Source organism: Alphaproteobacteria bacterium, from assembly GCA_033344895.1.
Taxonomy (GTDB): domain Bacteria; phylum Pseudomonadota; class Alphaproteobacteria; order UBA8366; family Aestuariispiraceae; genus Pacificispira.
On the sequence record JAWPMN010000001.1, the window covers coordinates 720,893 to 736,146 of the forward strand.

19 protein-coding genes are annotated in these 15,254 nt (G+C 66.7%); 1 reads left to right on the plus strand and 18 read right to left on the minus strand.

What is annotated here, in order from left to right:
- Positions 1-3 precede the first annotated feature (3 nt).
- From R8L07_03370 to R8L07_03405, 8 genes are all read right to left on the minus strand, one after another.
- On the minus strand, positions 4-1,560 hold the full coding sequence (locus R8L07_03370) for a hypothetical protein (GenBank protein MDW3204559.1): 1,557 nt from the start codon (positions 1,558-1,560) through the stop codon (positions 4-6).
- Positions 1,561-1,569: 9 nt separating this feature from the next.
- Entirely contained in the window at positions 1,570-4,638 is a 3,069-nt protein-coding gene (locus tag R8L07_03375; protein ID MDW3204560.1) for a hypothetical protein, read from the minus strand.
- Positions 4,638-5,078, minus strand: a complete 441-nt coding sequence (locus tag R8L07_03380; GenBank protein ID MDW3204561.1) for a hypothetical protein — start codon at positions 5,076-5,078, stop codon at positions 4,638-4,640. The genes R8L07_03375 and R8L07_03380 overlap by 1 nt, the downstream gene beginning before the upstream one ends.
- On the minus strand, positions 5,071-5,667 hold the full coding sequence (locus R8L07_03385; protein MDW3204562.1) for a hypothetical protein: 597 nt from the start codon (positions 5,665-5,667) through the stop codon (positions 5,071-5,073). Before R8L07_03385 ends, R8L07_03380 begins: the two co-directional genes overlap by 8 nt.
- Complete coding sequence (locus tag R8L07_03390) at positions 5,664-6,323, minus strand: hypothetical protein (protein ID MDW3204563.1); 660 nt, start codon at positions 6,321-6,323, stop codon at positions 5,664-5,666. Before R8L07_03390 ends, R8L07_03385 begins: the two co-directional genes overlap by 4 nt.
- Position 6,324: 1 nt before the next feature.
- Complete coding sequence (locus R8L07_03395) at positions 6,325-8,550, minus strand: hypothetical protein (protein ID MDW3204564.1); 2,226 nt, start codon at positions 8,548-8,550, stop codon at positions 6,325-6,327.
- An 85-nt stretch (positions 8,551-8,635) separates the two neighbouring features.
- Complete coding sequence (locus R8L07_03400; protein ID MDW3204565.1) at positions 8,636-9,535, minus strand: BRO family protein; 900 nt, start codon at positions 9,533-9,535, stop codon at positions 8,636-8,638.
- Positions 9,535-9,873 (minus strand): hypothetical protein, encoded by a 339-nt coding sequence (locus R8L07_03405; GenBank protein ID MDW3204566.1) that lies wholly within the window; start codon positions 9,871-9,873, stop codon positions 9,535-9,537. The genes R8L07_03400 and R8L07_03405 overlap by 1 nt, the downstream gene beginning before the upstream one ends.
- On the opposite strand from R8L07_03405, the gene R8L07_03410 reads away from it, so the two are divergent.
- On the plus strand, positions 9,866-10,180 hold the full coding sequence (locus tag R8L07_03410; GenBank protein MDW3204567.1) for a helix-turn-helix transcriptional regulator: 315 nt from the start codon (positions 9,866-9,868) through the stop codon (positions 10,178-10,180). The two genes, R8L07_03405 and R8L07_03410, sit on opposite strands and share 8 nt — an antisense overlap.
- Here the strand turns inward: R8L07_03410 and R8L07_03415 are convergent.
- Genes R8L07_03415 through R8L07_03460 form a run of 10 tightly spaced genes read right to left on the minus strand, consistent with a single transcriptional unit; the run spans position 10,177 to position 15,249 of the window.
- Positions 10,177-10,422 (minus strand): hypothetical protein, encoded by a 246-nt coding sequence (locus R8L07_03415; protein ID MDW3204568.1) that lies wholly within the window; start codon positions 10,420-10,422, stop codon positions 10,177-10,179. The genes R8L07_03410 and R8L07_03415 overlap by 4 nt on opposite strands.
- 32 nt (positions 10,423-10,454) lie before the next feature.
- Complete coding sequence (locus tag R8L07_03420; GenBank protein MDW3204569.1) at positions 10,455-10,826, minus strand: hypothetical protein; 372 nt, start codon at positions 10,824-10,826, stop codon at positions 10,455-10,457.
- A 1-nt stretch (position 10,827) separates the two neighbouring features.
- Positions 10,828-11,307, minus strand: a complete 480-nt coding sequence (locus R8L07_03425) for a phage tail tube protein (GenBank protein ID MDW3204570.1) — start codon at positions 11,305-11,307, stop codon at positions 10,828-10,830.
- A 29-nt stretch (positions 11,308-11,336) separates the two neighbouring features.
- Complete coding sequence (locus tag R8L07_03430; protein ID MDW3204571.1) at positions 11,337-11,750, minus strand: DUF3168 domain-containing protein; 414 nt, start codon at positions 11,748-11,750, stop codon at positions 11,337-11,339.
- Positions 11,747-12,181, minus strand: coding sequence for a hypothetical protein (locus R8L07_03435; GenBank protein ID MDW3204572.1), 435 nt, complete (start codon positions 12,179-12,181; stop codon positions 11,747-11,749). Before R8L07_03435 ends, R8L07_03430 begins: the two co-directional genes overlap by 4 nt.
- Entirely contained in the window at positions 12,181-12,522 is a 342-nt protein-coding gene (locus R8L07_03440) for a phage head closure protein (protein MDW3204573.1), read from the minus strand. The genes R8L07_03435 and R8L07_03440 overlap by 1 nt, the downstream gene beginning before the upstream one ends.
- 14 nt (positions 12,523-12,536) lie before the next feature.
- The gene (locus tag R8L07_03445) at positions 12,537-13,169 is read right to left on the minus strand and encodes a hypothetical protein (protein MDW3204574.1); all 633 of its coding nucleotides are present in this window, start codon (positions 13,167-13,169) and stop codon (positions 12,537-12,539) included.
- Positions 13,166-13,867, minus strand: a complete 702-nt coding sequence (locus R8L07_03450; protein MDW3204575.1) for a hypothetical protein — start codon at positions 13,865-13,867, stop codon at positions 13,166-13,168. Before R8L07_03450 ends, R8L07_03445 begins: the two co-directional genes overlap by 4 nt.
- A gap of 4 nt (positions 13,868-13,871) precedes the next feature.
- Entirely contained in the window at positions 13,872-14,528 is a 657-nt protein-coding gene (locus R8L07_03455; GenBank protein ID MDW3204576.1) for an FkbM family methyltransferase, read from the minus strand.
- Positions 14,509-15,249 carry a hypothetical protein gene (locus R8L07_03460; GenBank protein MDW3204577.1) on the minus strand — a complete coding sequence of 247 codons (741 nt, stop codon included), beginning with the start codon at positions 15,247-15,249 and terminating at the stop codon, positions 14,509-14,511. Before R8L07_03460 ends, R8L07_03455 begins: the two co-directional genes overlap by 20 nt.
- Positions 15,250-15,254 lie beyond the last annotated feature (5 nt).

Consider the following 15,254-nt stretch of genomic DNA (forward strand, 5'->3'; position numbering starts at 1 on the left):
CTCCTAAACGGTCAGTGCAACATCGGCCTGCAGGCCGATGCGGTGCAGGCGTATGTCCTTGGTGTTTGACGTGACCAGACGCCAGCGGACATCGGTGCCGCTCGGCTGGCCGCTGACATCGACCGTCGCGGCATAGACGGCACGGCCGGCCGTGTCGCCGCTGATCGCCGACAGCGTCGCCGCCGTCCAGGTGCTGCCGCCGTCGCGGCTGACCGAGGCGACGAAATCCGTGTTCTCTGTCGCGGCCTCCATTTCCTCGATATCCGCCAGGACCCGCAGGCTGGCCGGCGCGGACGACGCCGTCACCGAAGCCGACACAAGCGTCAGGTTCGACACGACCAGCAGCGACAGGTCCTTGACGCCGACGGCGTTGTCGGAGGCGGAGAACCCGCCGTCGTTTTCGGACGCCGCGGAATCGCCGGTCTTTTTGTAGCCGGTCCAGTTGGTGACCGACGCCTTGGCGCGAATGCCCATTGAACCGGTCGACTGGACATAGAACTTGATCACATAGCTTTTTGCCGGATCGACCGTGAATGCGACCTCATCCGTGTCGCCCGTATTGCCCGACGTGATTGTCGTGTTGGCGTTGCCGCCGCCGAAGGTCAGCTGCGTGATCGTGCCCGTTTCGATATCCCAGGCGTCGCCCGACGACGCCTGCTCGCCGATATAGGCCTTTGATATGTTCAGATTCTGCGTCGACGCCGCTTCGAACGTGACGCGCACGCCGGATCCTGCATTCGACAGGGCCGCCGCGGCGATCACCTGGGCATAGGTCGAATCGCCGATCGACGTCTGGTTCTTGTCCAGCGTCACGCTGGCCTCGGATGCCAGCGAAGCACCGATATAGTAGTCGCCGGCGTCATTGTAGTATTCGTTTGTGCTGCTGCCCGCGGAAATGCCGGTCTCGTCGGTGAACACGTCGATATAGGTGTTGACCATTCCCAGATTGGACAGCCCGTCGATCCGCGCGATCTCCCAGGCATTGATCGTTGCCATGTCGCGCGCGGTCTGGTCTTCGCCGGAGGCCAAGGCGGCGATGGCGGCCGCGACGCCCGCCGGCGACATGGCGCGCAGTTCGGTTTCGGATCCGGCCTCCATCTCGTCGGTCGTCGCCGGCGCCAGCGACAGGCCGCGCAGATCCTCGATCAGGTCATTCGTGATTGCCGTCGTCGACGTGGCCAGCGTCACTCCGGCGATCGGGATCTTGCCGGCGGTCAGCGCCGGATAGGCCGGGCTCGCCGCCTCGCTGCCGGTGATCACCGACACCGTGCCGTCGGCCGCATCCACGACGACCAGGTCCTTGCGCGGATTCGACACCGGTGCTGTGAACGTCCCGGTCGACTGCGCCGCGACCTCGGTCAGGCCGGACGACGTCTCCACGAATCCAGCCTCCAGCCGGACCGTCATGTCCGCCGTCGCCGGGCTGCCGGCGTTGTTCTCATGCGCTGCAAACCAGGTCGCGATCCGCCAGCCGGCCGCGGCCGTCGCATCGATCGCGCGCTTGTAATCGCTGGCGCTCTGGGTCGTGAAATTCGGCTGCAGCGGTGTTGCAACAGTCATGCGTGTCTCCTATGCGCCCGTGGCGGTCCAGTCGAAGGTGCCGCCGACATCGTTGCCGGCCGTGTCATAGACCTTGGCCGTGAATCCCGTGACCGTGACGGCGGATTTCATGGCGATCCGGTCGTCCCCGTCCGCGGTCAGATGCACCGCCGGTTTCGTGTGGAACCGCTGCGCGAAAGTCACCGCCGTGCCGCTCACCGCCGCCGTCTCGTCGCTGCCGCTTTCCGTGCGCTCCTGGACGTCGCAGACCAGCGTGAAGTCCCGCACGACCGGCAGGCCCTTCGACGTGTCGACCGTGATCCGGCCCTTGATATGCCGGAAATCGGCGGTCCCGACCGTCCAGGTCTCGAATCCGTCGAAGGCATCCGCGTCGTCGCGCGTGTCGATCGACAGGACCGGATCCGCCACGCCGCCGGTCTCGCCCGGGCCCAGCACGCTGTCGATCTCCGCCCAGACGCGCACGCCGTCGGCATCGAAACCCAGATCCTCGACCGGCGCGGTATAGCGGCAGGTCGCGACCGGCGACGGCACGAATTCGTCGAAGGTCTCCCATCCGTCGGCGCTGGCCAGGTTCTGGGAATCCGGAACCAGGACGCCGGTCCAGTGCTTGACGAACCCGTCCAGGGTCCCGGACCAGTAGGGGGCCTGCGCCTGGCTGAAGACGACATCGTTCGAATTACTGACGGTCAGATTGAAGGTCGCGGCCGTGCCGCTCTGATTGCCGGACGTGTCATAAGCCTTGATCCCGAAGGTCCAGTCGCCGGGCGGGATCAGGAAGGTCGAAATCGTCGTGCCCCGCGCGATCAGTTCCTCCGACACCGGCGTCGCATCCGCCCAGACAAAGCTGCCCTGCGCCTTGTAGCGGATGGCGTATCCCGCGCGGTCCGCGTCGGATATCGCATCCCATTTGAAGACACAGGCCGCGCCGTTCTGCTGCACCGTGAACCCGGTGACGTTCGACGGCGCCGCCGTCTTGCCGACCACCGTATGCGTCGATGTCGACGACCAGTCCGACGCCACGCCCAGACCGTTCACCGCGCGGATCTGGATGTCATAGGACACATCGTCCTCGACCGGATCCAGATAGACGAAATCCAGCGACGGATCGTCCTGCCGCCGGATCAGCCAGGCGGTATCCGCCTCGCCGGTCTGACGGAACCGGACCTCCACCGCGCCGCCATTGCGGACGATCTCGTCGGTAATCGATGTCCAGGGCACGTGGATCCGGCTGACGACGGTGCCGTCCTTCTTGACGAACAGGTGATCCGTACCGCTGGCGATCGTGCCCAGGGTCGGCGTATCGACATCGAACACGCCGGACCCGGTCAGGCGCGCCGACGGCGACACGTCCGTTTCTTCCGTCGCCGGATCGAAATCGAAATCCGTCGACAGGGTCGACGCCAGCAGCAGGCGAAACGCCAGATAGGGCGTGCCGTCTTCCTGTTCCTGGACATCCAGCGCATGCGCCTCGACCGTCATCGGCCGCTGCACCCAGCCGCGCCGCGTATTGCTGAACAGCACCGTTTCCCCGGCGCGGATCCGCATGCCCTTTGCGAAACTGACGCGGCATTCGATCCGGATTTCCCCGGTCCGATAGCGTTTCAGACGCTGCGCGGCACAGCGCTGCGCCTGCAGGGGCGAAATGCACATCGGTTGATCGAACTTGTCGAAGATCCGTTCGTCATTGTCGACCGCCTCCAGGGCCGACGACACGACGACCGGATATTCGTTCGGCTCGCCATCGTTGAACGGCGACGCATACAGGCCCTTGCAGCCGTTGAAGGCCTCCCGCCGGGAATAGCGCGTCGGTCCGCGCAGCGTGCCGCGCAGATCGTCCTCGTCGATCTCCACCGTCCCAGCCCGATAGGCGCCGGGCAGCAGGCGCCATTTGCCGCCGCTATAGGTCGCGACACCGACCATCGCCGTCAGCAGATCGTCCTGGATTTCGTATGGCGTGCGTTCGGTATCGATCATGCCTGACGCCCGGTAACGCGGTTCGCCGGTCTTCCGGATCGTATGCGTCCCGGTGCCCGCATCGCTGATCGTGACGGCTGTCCCTGCCCTGGCATTGGCCAGGCTGGTCGCCAGCTGGATCCGGACCGGGCTGTCCGCCGAGGCACGGGCATGATTGACGACGATCACATAGTAATCCGTCGCGACCGACAGGCCTGCGGGAAGCGTTCCCGTCGTCACCGGTTCGGCGCGGTCGCCGGTAAAGAACGGCACCCGATCGTCCGTCAGCGCCAGGCTGTCGCCGGCGGTGTCGACCGCCTCGACCGTCGCATCCTTGTCATTCGTGTCGACGATCTCGTCGCAGATATTGGCCGCGGCGATCAGCGCATCGGATTCGATCCGCGCGACCGTCGCGCCATGCACACCGAGACCCAGCGTCGAATCGGCGATATAGTCCCGCCAGATCAGCGCCGCGGTGTCACTGTACCCGGTCGATGCGGTGCGGGGATCTTCGACCGATCCGCGCACGGCGACCCGCACCGACGGCAGGCCGGACGGCAGGATCGTGCTGTTCCACTGGACGCGCAGATAGATATAGGCAATCCCGCGGCCCCGGAAGGACGAGTCCAGGTCGGCGACCTCGGCGATCAGATCCGCATCCGCCGCCTGGTCGGTCGCGCCGGTGTGAAACTTGATCCGGACCTTGTCCGCGAAACGGCCGCGCGTCACCACCCCGTCGCCGTCGATATCCTCCGGGTTGATCGGCTCGTCGTTCAGCCAGACCGTGCCGAATCCGCTGACCGGTCCGTCGCAGACGGTCAGGACCAGATGATGGTACTTCTTGTTTTCCGTCTGCGCGTAATAGGTCAGAACCGTCCCCAGGATCACCGTCCCCGACGCCTTCCGCCGCGCGACGACCGGCTGGCGGATGGTCTGCGTGCGGTTGGATGCCGCCGCCCCGAACCCAACGCCCGTGCCATCGCCGCGCCCGGACTTCGATGCCATGGCGGATTGCATCGCATAGGACGCGATCGCACTGACGGCCGTCGCGACCAGGGAAGCGACGGCATAGCTGGCGAAATACTTTGCGGCGACGGCGACGATGATCGGAATTGCCTGCGGCATCAGCCGATCCTCCAGGCCACTTTTGCGGATGTCAGGGGATAGCGGGCCAGCCCCGCCTCGGCCACGACCGCGACCTTGCTGCCGCTGTCATCGACGATGCCGACACACAGCGCGCAATCCGCGGCCGCCGGCACCGCAGCGGCATCACCGCGCCGCGCCAGCAGGACCGCCTCATGCCGGGGCACATGCAGGTCGATCAGCCCGGCCGGATCCGCAGCGCCCATCCGCTTCAGGACGCCCGCCGCACCGCGCGCCGTCTTGTACTTGCCGCGGTGCCGTGCGGCGAAGTCCTGGCCGGTCAGGATCGCCGTCCAGTCGGCCAGGAACAGAACGCAATCGTTCTGTCCCCAGCAGAAAGGCCGCCCCTCGGCGGCCTTCAGAAAGTCGGGCAGCGCCACTTCCCAACCGGGACGGCGGCGCAGTCGGATCGGATCAGTCAAGGTCGATTTCCAGATTCTGCAGGGTCGAAACGTGGTCGAAAAACGTGTCGCCGCTATAACGTTCCTTCTGGTCTTCCGCGGTATAGGTTCGCCCGACAGGCCGTTCCAGCGCGATCTGGGCGTTCTCGACGGTCATCGTGATCGTCGCGTTCTCGCCGTCTTCCTCCGGCGTCATGACGTCCATCGTGCCGACGAACCAGGGTTCCGGGTCACCGATGGGTTGCTGCGTGTCCGGATCCAGCAGGGCCAGGGACACGGTGCAGGGCCGGTTCTGGTATTCGGTGCGATACGCCAGATCCAGGATGCTGTCGCCCGCGCCATTGACCTCCGACACGCCGATGCCGTTCAGGGAAACCGTCACACCGCGCGCCGCCAGTCGGTTGATTTCCTCGATCCCCTCGATCCTCAACAGATCGCCCGCGCCCGTATAGGTCGTACCCCCGATCGTCAGTGTCCCGATGCCCGTGAACAGGGACAGGGTCGCGGCATTGCCGGCGGAATCCTCGAATTCCGCATCGACCAGAATGACCGGCGTATAGCGCCCGGTATCCGCCTGCGCCAGCGCGGCCGCGCTCCAGTTCCGGGTCATTGAATGCCCGCCTCGACCGCGGTCAGCCGGAACCCGGTTCGCAGATCCCCGGGCTCATGGGCCCAACCCTGACGGTTCGTCGCCTGACGCCACAGGCCGACGGGATTCGTCAGCACGATCGCCGACCCGTCGGACGGCTGCCGCCGCAGACCGGGCCAGATGTCGATTGCCGCATCCCCCGACCCGTCGCTGTCGACCGCCGTCATGACCTTCTGCAGCGATGTCGTGGCCCCGGACCCCAGCTGCAGCACGTCGCCGGGCAGCAGCAGATTCGTGCCGCTGTTCCGCCAGCCGCGGGTATACAGGACGCGGTCGCCCTTGTTGTTCGGCGCCGGGGATCCCGCCGTGTCACAGACCGGCGTATCCAGACCGGAATCGTAGTTGCCCGCCGGCGCCGTCCGGCGCGGCTCGCCATAAAGGAACGTCCCCTCCATGCCGTTCAGGCGCAGCAGGAACTGTTCCATCGCCCGGATGTCCGCGACGTCCTGCAGCGGCGGCCAGCGGATTTCAAGCATCAGACGCCGGCCGGGATGGACCTGAACATCTTCGGCAAAGGTGAATTCGGACACGCCAACGGCGACCCGGCTTTCAAGCCCGATGACGACCCGCTCCGGGGATACGGACGGCGCGGTCAGCGGATAGGAATAGGACACCATGTCAGCGCACCCTTCCGAACAGGCCCGGTTCACGTTGCCGGGCGGATACGTTCGCCTCGACCGCGCGGGCCTCGATCGACCGGTCGACCTGGTTGATCCGGCCGTTCAGTTCGCGGATCGTCGCCTCCAGGCGCGCCATGCCCTCGCGATCCGCGCCGCGCGCATCGATGTTGAAGACCGGGCCGGACGCCCGGTCGTTCGCTGGCATGCCCAGGTTGAACCGGTGCCGCGGATCGCGGACGGTCAGGACTTCCTCGTCATCCTCCAGGATCGCCGGGACCTCATTGCCGCGCAGGCCGGGAATGCCGCCGTCATGATACCGCCCGGCGCCGAAAAACACGGCCGGGCTGACATCGCGGGTGATGCCGCGCGCCCCGCCCGCCAGGCCGCCGCTATGGATGGTGCCGACCGAAGTGGTCGTGTAACCCCCGCCTCCGAAAAAGCTGGCCGCCGCGCCGATCAGCGATCCGAAAATGCCGCCACCGCCGCCTCCGCCGAAACCGCCCCCGAAACCGGAAGACGTCTGATAGCCGGCGCCGAACAGGCTGTTGATGATCGGATTGACGACCTCCAGTTCGAAGGCCGCCTGCAGAATGCGTTCCGCCATCCGCTCGAAGGCCGCGGCGACCCGGTCGCCCATCGACCCGGCATCGTCGCCCAGATCGATCATCGACCGGCCGACATCGCGCAGGCCGGACTGAACCGAACTCAGCACCGGATCGGATTCCATGAACACGTTCATCGCCTGCAGCCGCGCCGCCGTGGCCTGTTCGGTCGTGATCGTCCCGGCCGCCTCCGCCGCCGCGATCGCCTCCAGGGCGTCGCGGTGCTGTTCCATCGGCGTTACCGACTGGGCCAGCAGATTGTTGGCAATCGCGGTCTGGCGGTTCAGTTCCTTCTGCGCCGCCTCCCGCCGTTCCAGCACGGCCGCCGCCTGGGCGTTCGCCCGGTCGAAGACAGCCTGCGACGCCGCCGAGGCCTCCCCGGTCGTCAGGGAATTCTGGCCCTGTGTCGACGCCATGATGTTGCGGACACGATCCCATTCCGCATCCAGATCGACGATGTCTTCCTTCAGCTTCGCGATCCGGTCGCGCGTCGCATCGACATTCGCCTGCACGTCCTGGAAATACAGGTCGTTTGCGGCGGACCTGTTGCCCGAGAGCAGGGAGTTTTCCGGGATGATCAGCCCCTGCGCGGACCGGCTCAGGGTGGCCATACGCCCGTCGATATGATCCAGGGCCTGGCTTGCCTTTTCGAAGTCGCGGAGGTTTGTCAGCAGTTGCTGTGCTTCTTCGATACGCCCCGCCTCGCGCAGCGCTTCGATGGCCGCCCGAACATTCTCGACGATCTGCGCGCGATCCCGCGCCACGTCCTTGATCTGCAGCAGCGCCTCCCGCGCCTCGCGGAACTCTTCCTGATAGCTACCCAGTGCCGTCGGCAGTATCCCGCCAATCGTACTGCGGCTGGCCCGCGCGGCGGACTCCAATTGACTTTCGAACGTGTCGCGTTGGGTTGCCAGGGCCGTGCGCTCAACGTCCCGCTGCGCCATGGAAAGGCGGCGGTAAGCTTCGGTCAGCCCATCCAGACTTTGCTCTCCCCCACCGACCAGGCGCGCCATGTTCTCGGTCGCAAGGGAAAACTCGTCGATGCTGTCGGTTGTCTTCTCGACCTCGTCGTTCGCACCGATGAACGACATGGCCAGCGCACCGATCACCGCGCCACCGGCACCGATCACCGCGCCCCAAGGCCCGAACATCGAGATCATCTGTGTGCCTTGCTGAATGAAGGCCCGCAGCGGGTTCTGCCCGCTCGACACCTGGACCGCAAAGTCACCGACCTGAAAACCCGCCTGTTGTACCGCGTTGCCCATGCGTCCGGACATTATGGCGGTGCGACCGGTGGCGGCGCCGAAATTGTCGTTCACGGTCGTCGCCCGCGTATACTGCTGATGCAGGCGCTGCAGGACATTGGCAGCCCGTTCCTGGGACACGGCGCCGGAATCCAGGGCCCGCTTCACCCGCTCGACATCGCGTTCGTAACGCCGGGTCGCCCGCGCGACCGGGTCCAGGGCCGCCTCCAGGGCATCGAACGACCGCGCCGCGCGTTTCGTCGACCTGTCCATCCCGGCCGCCGTCGTCTCGACGACACGCCCGGCATCCCGCATCTCCCGGTCGAACCGGTCCAGATGCGCCTCGATCGTGACCGCAAAGCCGACTTGTTCGACCATTGACATTCTCTTTCAGAAACAGCCGGACCATCCCGCATCGCTGGCGATGCGGGATGGCCTGATCGGCGGTTGTGGAGGGTAAGGGTTAGTCTTCTGCCAGCGTGCCCGCGATTCGCTGGATCGCATCCAACGGCACCAGAACAGACCGATAGGTGCGCCCCGCGAAGCTGAAGCCGTCCGCGGGAATCCCCGCCCCGGCGACCGCGCGCAGATCGGCGGCGTAGTTGTCGCAGGTCGTCAACACCCGGAACAGGTGCTGCAGACCGGGATGATCCACCGCGACCGCCAGCATTTCCGGGTGATCCGGCGGCGAGACGATCATACCCATCCGGGCCAGTTCCGCCGTAACGTCCGGCTGTGCCTTGCCCAGACCGATACAGTCGGCAACGGTCATTTCCGGCCAGCGGCCGGGCCGCGCCGACAGCAGATGCCGCAGCGCCGCTTCCCCGGCCTTGGCCGATCGCTTCGGTTTCGGCGCCTGACCGGCGCGATAGATAGACGGCAGGGGCGACCGGTCCCATGCCGCCCGCGCCGCGGACGGTCCGAACCAGCGGCCCGCCGCGTTCACCGCATGGACCCAGGCCGAAATATCGCGCGGCGGCAGATAATCCGGAACGTCGTCCATGTCCCAATCGTCCGGCTCCGCGCCCGGCAGGGCATAGAACCCGTCGCGCCGCAGCGCGGGCAGCATGTCGTGCGTCACCCAGCGGCGGAACCGTTTCGCCGCCTCGGTCCGCCCGCGCATGATCAGCGTGTACAGGCCCGGTTCGTTAATTACGACGACTTTCTGCTGTCGACCGATGGGGTCGCTAATAGCGACCCCATCTCTTTTCTCGTCATCGTCCAGTCGCGAAATGGCATGATTGCTGTTGACGATTTCCAGGCAGCGGCAGACATCCTTGCCGACCCACCACGGATCGCCGGATTCGTCCATCACGCTGCGCACAGCGTTCCCTTCGAACTCGAAAATCGAAATCGCACCCATCAGGCTTTCTCCTTCGCGATCAGCGCGACCAGTTCCGACCGGAAGTCGGGGGCATAGACCGCGTGCTGCAACAACATGTCCCAGATATCCTCATCCGCCAGACCGGCCCGGCCGCGTGTCACGGCTTCCTCGGCGGCCTGTTCGGCTTCGGCCTCCAGACCTTCCTGCAGGACCTCCAGGCGCCCACGGACGGCGGTGCCGAAATCGAAGCGGGGCTGACACAGCAGACCGTCCATCACGGAATCGATCAGCCGCGCGCCCTGATACAGGTTCTTCAGGTCCCGGTTGCTCAACTCCCGGACGGACGACAGCGGGTCAGAGTTAAATCGCGTGCTCATCGCAGCCTCCATAGTGCATTTCGCACTATTTAATGCGTTTATACATTTGCCGTCAAGCATTACATGGCGCATTATGCACAACATGGTGCCTGAACAATCACGCATGGGGCGCGCAGCCCTGAACTGGACAATCGACAGACTCAGTCATGAGACTGGTGTCAGTCGCAACACCATCGCCAGACTTGAGAAAGGCGATAAGGTGAACCAGTCGACTCTGAATGTGATCCGGCTTGCCCTGGAAAATGCGGGCGTCATCTTCATCGACGAGAACGGCGAAGGCCCCGGCGTCCGCCTCCGCAAACCCTAACCGAACCGGCCGCGGATCTTCGCATCCAGTTCCGCCGGGCTTGGCGGTGTCCAGCCGCTCAGATCGACGGTGCCGGCGGATGTCAGTCGGGCCCCGGCGATGCCGCCATGGGACGGTTTCTCCGACCCGAACGGGTTCGTCAGCCGCGCCCATTCCGTCCGCCCCTCGACGGCCAGCAGGATCCGCGGCACCGGCGTCGTCAGCGCCTCGGCGTCGGACCAGCCCAGCCAGCCCGTCGCCATCCGATACAGCTGATCCCAGTGGTCCTCGAGGGTCAGCCCTTTCCCGGCCGGCCGTCTCCTGCCTCATCCCCCGGCGCGGCGATCCCGCCGGCCAGGACCTGCGCCAGGAAATCGGTACAGGCGCCGCCGATCTGCGCCAGATCGCCTTTCAGGACCGCGGTCTCGAATGCGTCCAGCGCGGCCTGATCCTTCAGCACCGTGCCGGACCCGGCCAGGATGACGCCCGCCATGGTCGACACGTTGATGTCCTGGACCTGACGGAAGGCCGGGCGGACGCCGCCGAACAGACGGCAGATCGTGCGCACGGCGGCCAGGGTGACCTCCAGGTCGTAGCCCTGCCCGCCGATTTCGACATGGATCGGCGCGTCCGTCAGGCCGCCCGCCTTCTTGCTCCTGCCCGCCATGTCAGACCGCCGCAACCTGGATCTGATCGCTGTTGATCGCCAGCGTCACATTGCGCCGGACGACATTGTCGACCGCGCCCGCGGCGATCCGGTTCGACGTGACCCGCGCCCGGAAATAGAAGGTCGTCGGGCTGGACGGCGATCCGGAACTGGCATCGTTCGCGGTGATCTTGAACGGATAGTTGTTATAGGAATCCTCGGCGGTCGCCAGCGCGACCTGGCCGGAATCGCCGGGCACGAAGCCGACGACCAGATTCAGGTCGCCGCCGTCCTTGACGGTCTTCAGCTTGTTCCGGCGGGCATCCTCCAGACTGTTGAAGGTCGTAGTTTCCCACTGGTCCCCGAATTCGCCCAGATCCTCGACCTTGCCGATCTGGGTCCAGCTTTCGGCCTCGTATTCCGCCTGGGTGTCGACCGAATTGTCGGCGTCTTCGGCGCCGATATAGATCTTCCACCCGGACGCGGTTTGCACGTCGGACATGTCTCTCTCCTTGTGTTTGAATGAACCGGTTACGCGTCCCCGCGGAACACTCTGATCCGCAGGGTGAACAGCCCCTGATACGTCTTGTCGTCGACGTCGCGCGCCGTCCGCATCCGCAGGACGGAACAGCCGATCATCGTCCCCGCCTCCAGCGTCAGTCGCACCTCATGCAGCGCCGGGCGGATCGCCGCCAGGATTTCGTTGACCTGTTTCGCCCCGGCATAATCGGACCAGACGGTCGCGTAATACCGGATCTCGTCACGCCGCGCCGTCAGCCCGTCCATCGGCTGGGTATCCTGCATGTCCAGCGTGACATAGGGCAGGTCGGCACCGTCCGGCACGTCGTCATAGACGCCCGGCACCGGGGACAGGCCGGCAACCGCCGCCGCGATCGCCTGATAGACCGCCTTCTGTACGGCCAGACCGGTTTCCACCACGCTCATCGGGCGCGCCTCATGCCGTCATTCACGGCCCGGCCGATCGCCGCGACCAGGTCGCGCTTGCCGGCATCCAGGGCCGGTTCCATGAACGGCCGCCGCGCCCGCGCCGGGACGCGCATCGTATGCGGCACCGCCGATCCGGCCCTGCGGAAACTGACCAGGCCGCCCTTTGTGCCTTCCTCCAGGAACCGGGCATAAAAGAACTTCCGCGCCAGGGCCTCGGTCGGCAGGCCGATCCGGTAGCCCAGACCGCCCTCGATCGCCGCCTTGGTCAGCGCCGCCGCCAGCGCCGCGGAATCGCGCGGCACCAGGCCCTTCATGTCGATCAGGATCTGGTCGGCGACCTGTTCCACCGCCTCCTGGATTTCCGCCCGCACGGTCGCCGGGATCGCCCGGATCCGTGCCGCCGCCTCACGCGCGCCGATCACCGCCATCAGGTGTTCACCCCGCTTTCCGCCTCGATCGTCCGGTATGCGGCGCGGCCTGCCGCCGGCGCCCCCCGGACATTCAGGACGACGCCGGCCCAGACCAGCCGGTCCGCCGCCGTCACACCGGCCCAGACCCCCGCATTCCGCGCCGTGATCCGGTAGCCGACGACGCCGCGGTCCTGGTCGGCGATCACACGCTCCTGGCCGCGCACCGCCTCGACCCGCGCCCAGACCGTCGCCTGCGTCGACCAGCTGACCGCCGCGCCGCCATAGCCGTCCGCGACCCGCGTTTCCCGCTGAACCGCGACCCGCTGATCCAGCGACCCGGCGCGCATCTTCTGCCGCATTGCCGCCCCTCCGGTCAGAACGGAATCCGGTGCGGCATCAGCAGACGCTGCACCGCGCCGGTCGGCTGAACGGTGATTCCGACTTCGGTTTCCGTCCGGCCCTCATACAGATCGCCGATCAGCAGCAGCGCCGCCGCCCGGATCGCGGCGGGAATGTCGTCGGAACTGTTGCCGTACCCGGCGACAAAGGTCACCGTCACCGCATCCGCCCGGGCACGGGTCGCCGGCCAGGACTGGCCATAAGCCGGGACGATCGCGCCCTTTTCCATGCCCCTTGTCAGCACGGAATAGACGGAAGTCGCCAGCGTCTGTTCGTCCCCGGCGCTGTCGAAATAGGTGATCGACGTGACCGATTGCAGCGGCGGCAGCGGCAGGACGATCCGCCGGTCGCGGTGGATCGGGTCCAACTTGCACGGAAAGGACGGCAGTTTCATCTGCCAGGTCTGGGTGATCAGGGCCCGGCCCAGGATACCGTCGGCGCCGTCCAGGACCGATGTCGCCGCCTCGCGATAGACGTCGATCAGGGCCTTGTCCTCCGGTTCCGCCGGCGACCCGGATGTCTCGACCCGCAGGTGATCCCAGATCCGCGCATCCGGCAGGATCGCCGCGGCAGGCTCGACCGTCCGGGTCAGCGCGTAATCGATCATCGCAGCCAACTCCACCACTCGGCCGCAAAGGCGGCATTGTCGATCATGTCCGGCGTTCCGCGCGTGTAATGCACCGCCTTCGGCACCGCCGCCGGGTCGTCATAGCCTTCCAGCCAGTTCCACGCCGCCGGCAGCGCGCCGATCTCGTCGTCCTCCAGCCAGCAGAACGCATGCAGATCGCGGCCGGGCACCCGGTTCGCCAGGTCCGCCTCGACCAGCCGGCGGTGCGCCGGATGCTCCAGGTTCCACAGCACCAGACTGGACCAGTTCTTTCGCGGATAGGCGGTCTGGACCTGACCGTCCATCTTCGCCGTTTCCGTCGGACGGTGATCGTGCTGGACTGCCAGCACCGCGAAACGCGGATCGGCATGGCGCATCAGATCGCCGACATCGGCCAGGAACAGGAAGTCGCTGTCGCAGAACAGCGCCCAGGGATCCCGCACCCGGTCGCGCGCGGCCAGGGCCGGCACCAGGAACCGGGTGATCGCGAATTGCGTCGACATCGGCGCGTCGCTGATCCGGTCGAAGACCCGGCCGTCGCGCATTTCATGGCGCCGCCGGTACAATGACAGCGCCCGGCAATGCGCCTCCACGATCGGCGAAACATCCAGCGGGCGGGCGGAACAGGCGGTCATCGACGCGACGGTCGCGCGATAGGCCAGGTCTTGGCGCGCGTCGTATCCGACATAGATCCGCATGGGATCAGACCCATCCCATGAAGTGATCGCCGCTGATCGGCGCGCGCAGGGGCACCGCCCCCATCTCGCGCAGCAGGTCCAGCGCCTCGCCGTCGCGCCCGCCGTGATAGCGCGCGTCCCGGCCCTTCTGTTCCACGACCACAACCGGTCGGCAGCGCCGCAGCGTCTCGGCAGCGCCGCGCAGGATCGGCAGTTCGTATCCTTCCGTGTCGATCTTCAGCAGGTCGATCCGCTCCAGGCCGAATCCGTCCAGCGTCCGCATCGGAATGTCGCCTGTGCCGCTGACCCAGGTGTCGCCGCTCGATGTCGGCGACGATGTCAGCGACACCGCCGCTTCGGCATCGCCCAGCGCGACCTCATGCAGGACGCCGCGGCCGACATTGTGACGGTACAGATCGGCATGCACCGGATGCGGCTCGAAGGCCGTGATCTCCGCGAAATCGAATTCCGCCTGCATCGACCACAGGCCGACATGCGCGCCGATATCGACGAAGACCTGGCGCGCGCGCACCAGGTCCAGCGCGGCCAGATATTTGTGGCGCTGATAGCTGGCACGGCCGTCCGGCAGGCGGGCGAACCGCTTCGCGCCCGGCGACATCATCTCGATCAGATGGGCCTCGCCGCCGGGCAGCCAGACACCTTCATGCAGCTTCGCGTTCAATTTCCCTCTCCACTTCCCGAAGTACCGCCTGCGGCGTGACATGCCGCCAGGCCTCGGCGCAGGCCGGATGCGCGACCCGCCAGCCGCGGGCGGCGGGCATGTCCACGGCCAGGTTGATCTGGTCGGGATAGCCGGTGATCTCCGGACCGGTGAAACCGCCGAACAGCACGATCGCGCGGACCCCGACGGCCGCCGCGGCATGATGCAGTCCGCCTTCCGGCAGCACCGCCAGACGTGCCGCCGCCAGGACATTCACCGCCGCCTCGAATGTCGCCGTCTCGATCCGCTCGACACCGCGCAACGGCGTCACGCCCGGCGGCACCATCTGCGCCCAGGGCAGACCCGGCGCCAGGTCGATCAGGTCCTGCCAGCGGCCCCATTGCTTGTTCGGGCTCGCCGATTGCTTGATCCGCGGTTCGATCAGGATGCGCCCCGCCCCGCGCGGATCCGGTGTCACCCAGGCCAGCCGCGCCGGTGACGGTCGGTAGGGTTTGAACGCCCAGCGATCGGCCGTCGTCCGGTCGTAATCGATATATGGGCGGCAATGGCCGGCATCCGACAGGGTTGCCACCGCCGCCGCGGCACAATCGGCGACCGCCGGCGACCCGCGCCAGATCGGATGCGTCCGCACCCTTCCGTGCCGGTCGCAGATCCCGATCGGTCCGCCCAGCAGCGCCGACAGCGCCTGCGCCCGGCCCAGTGCCATGATCTCGTCGCCCATGCCCA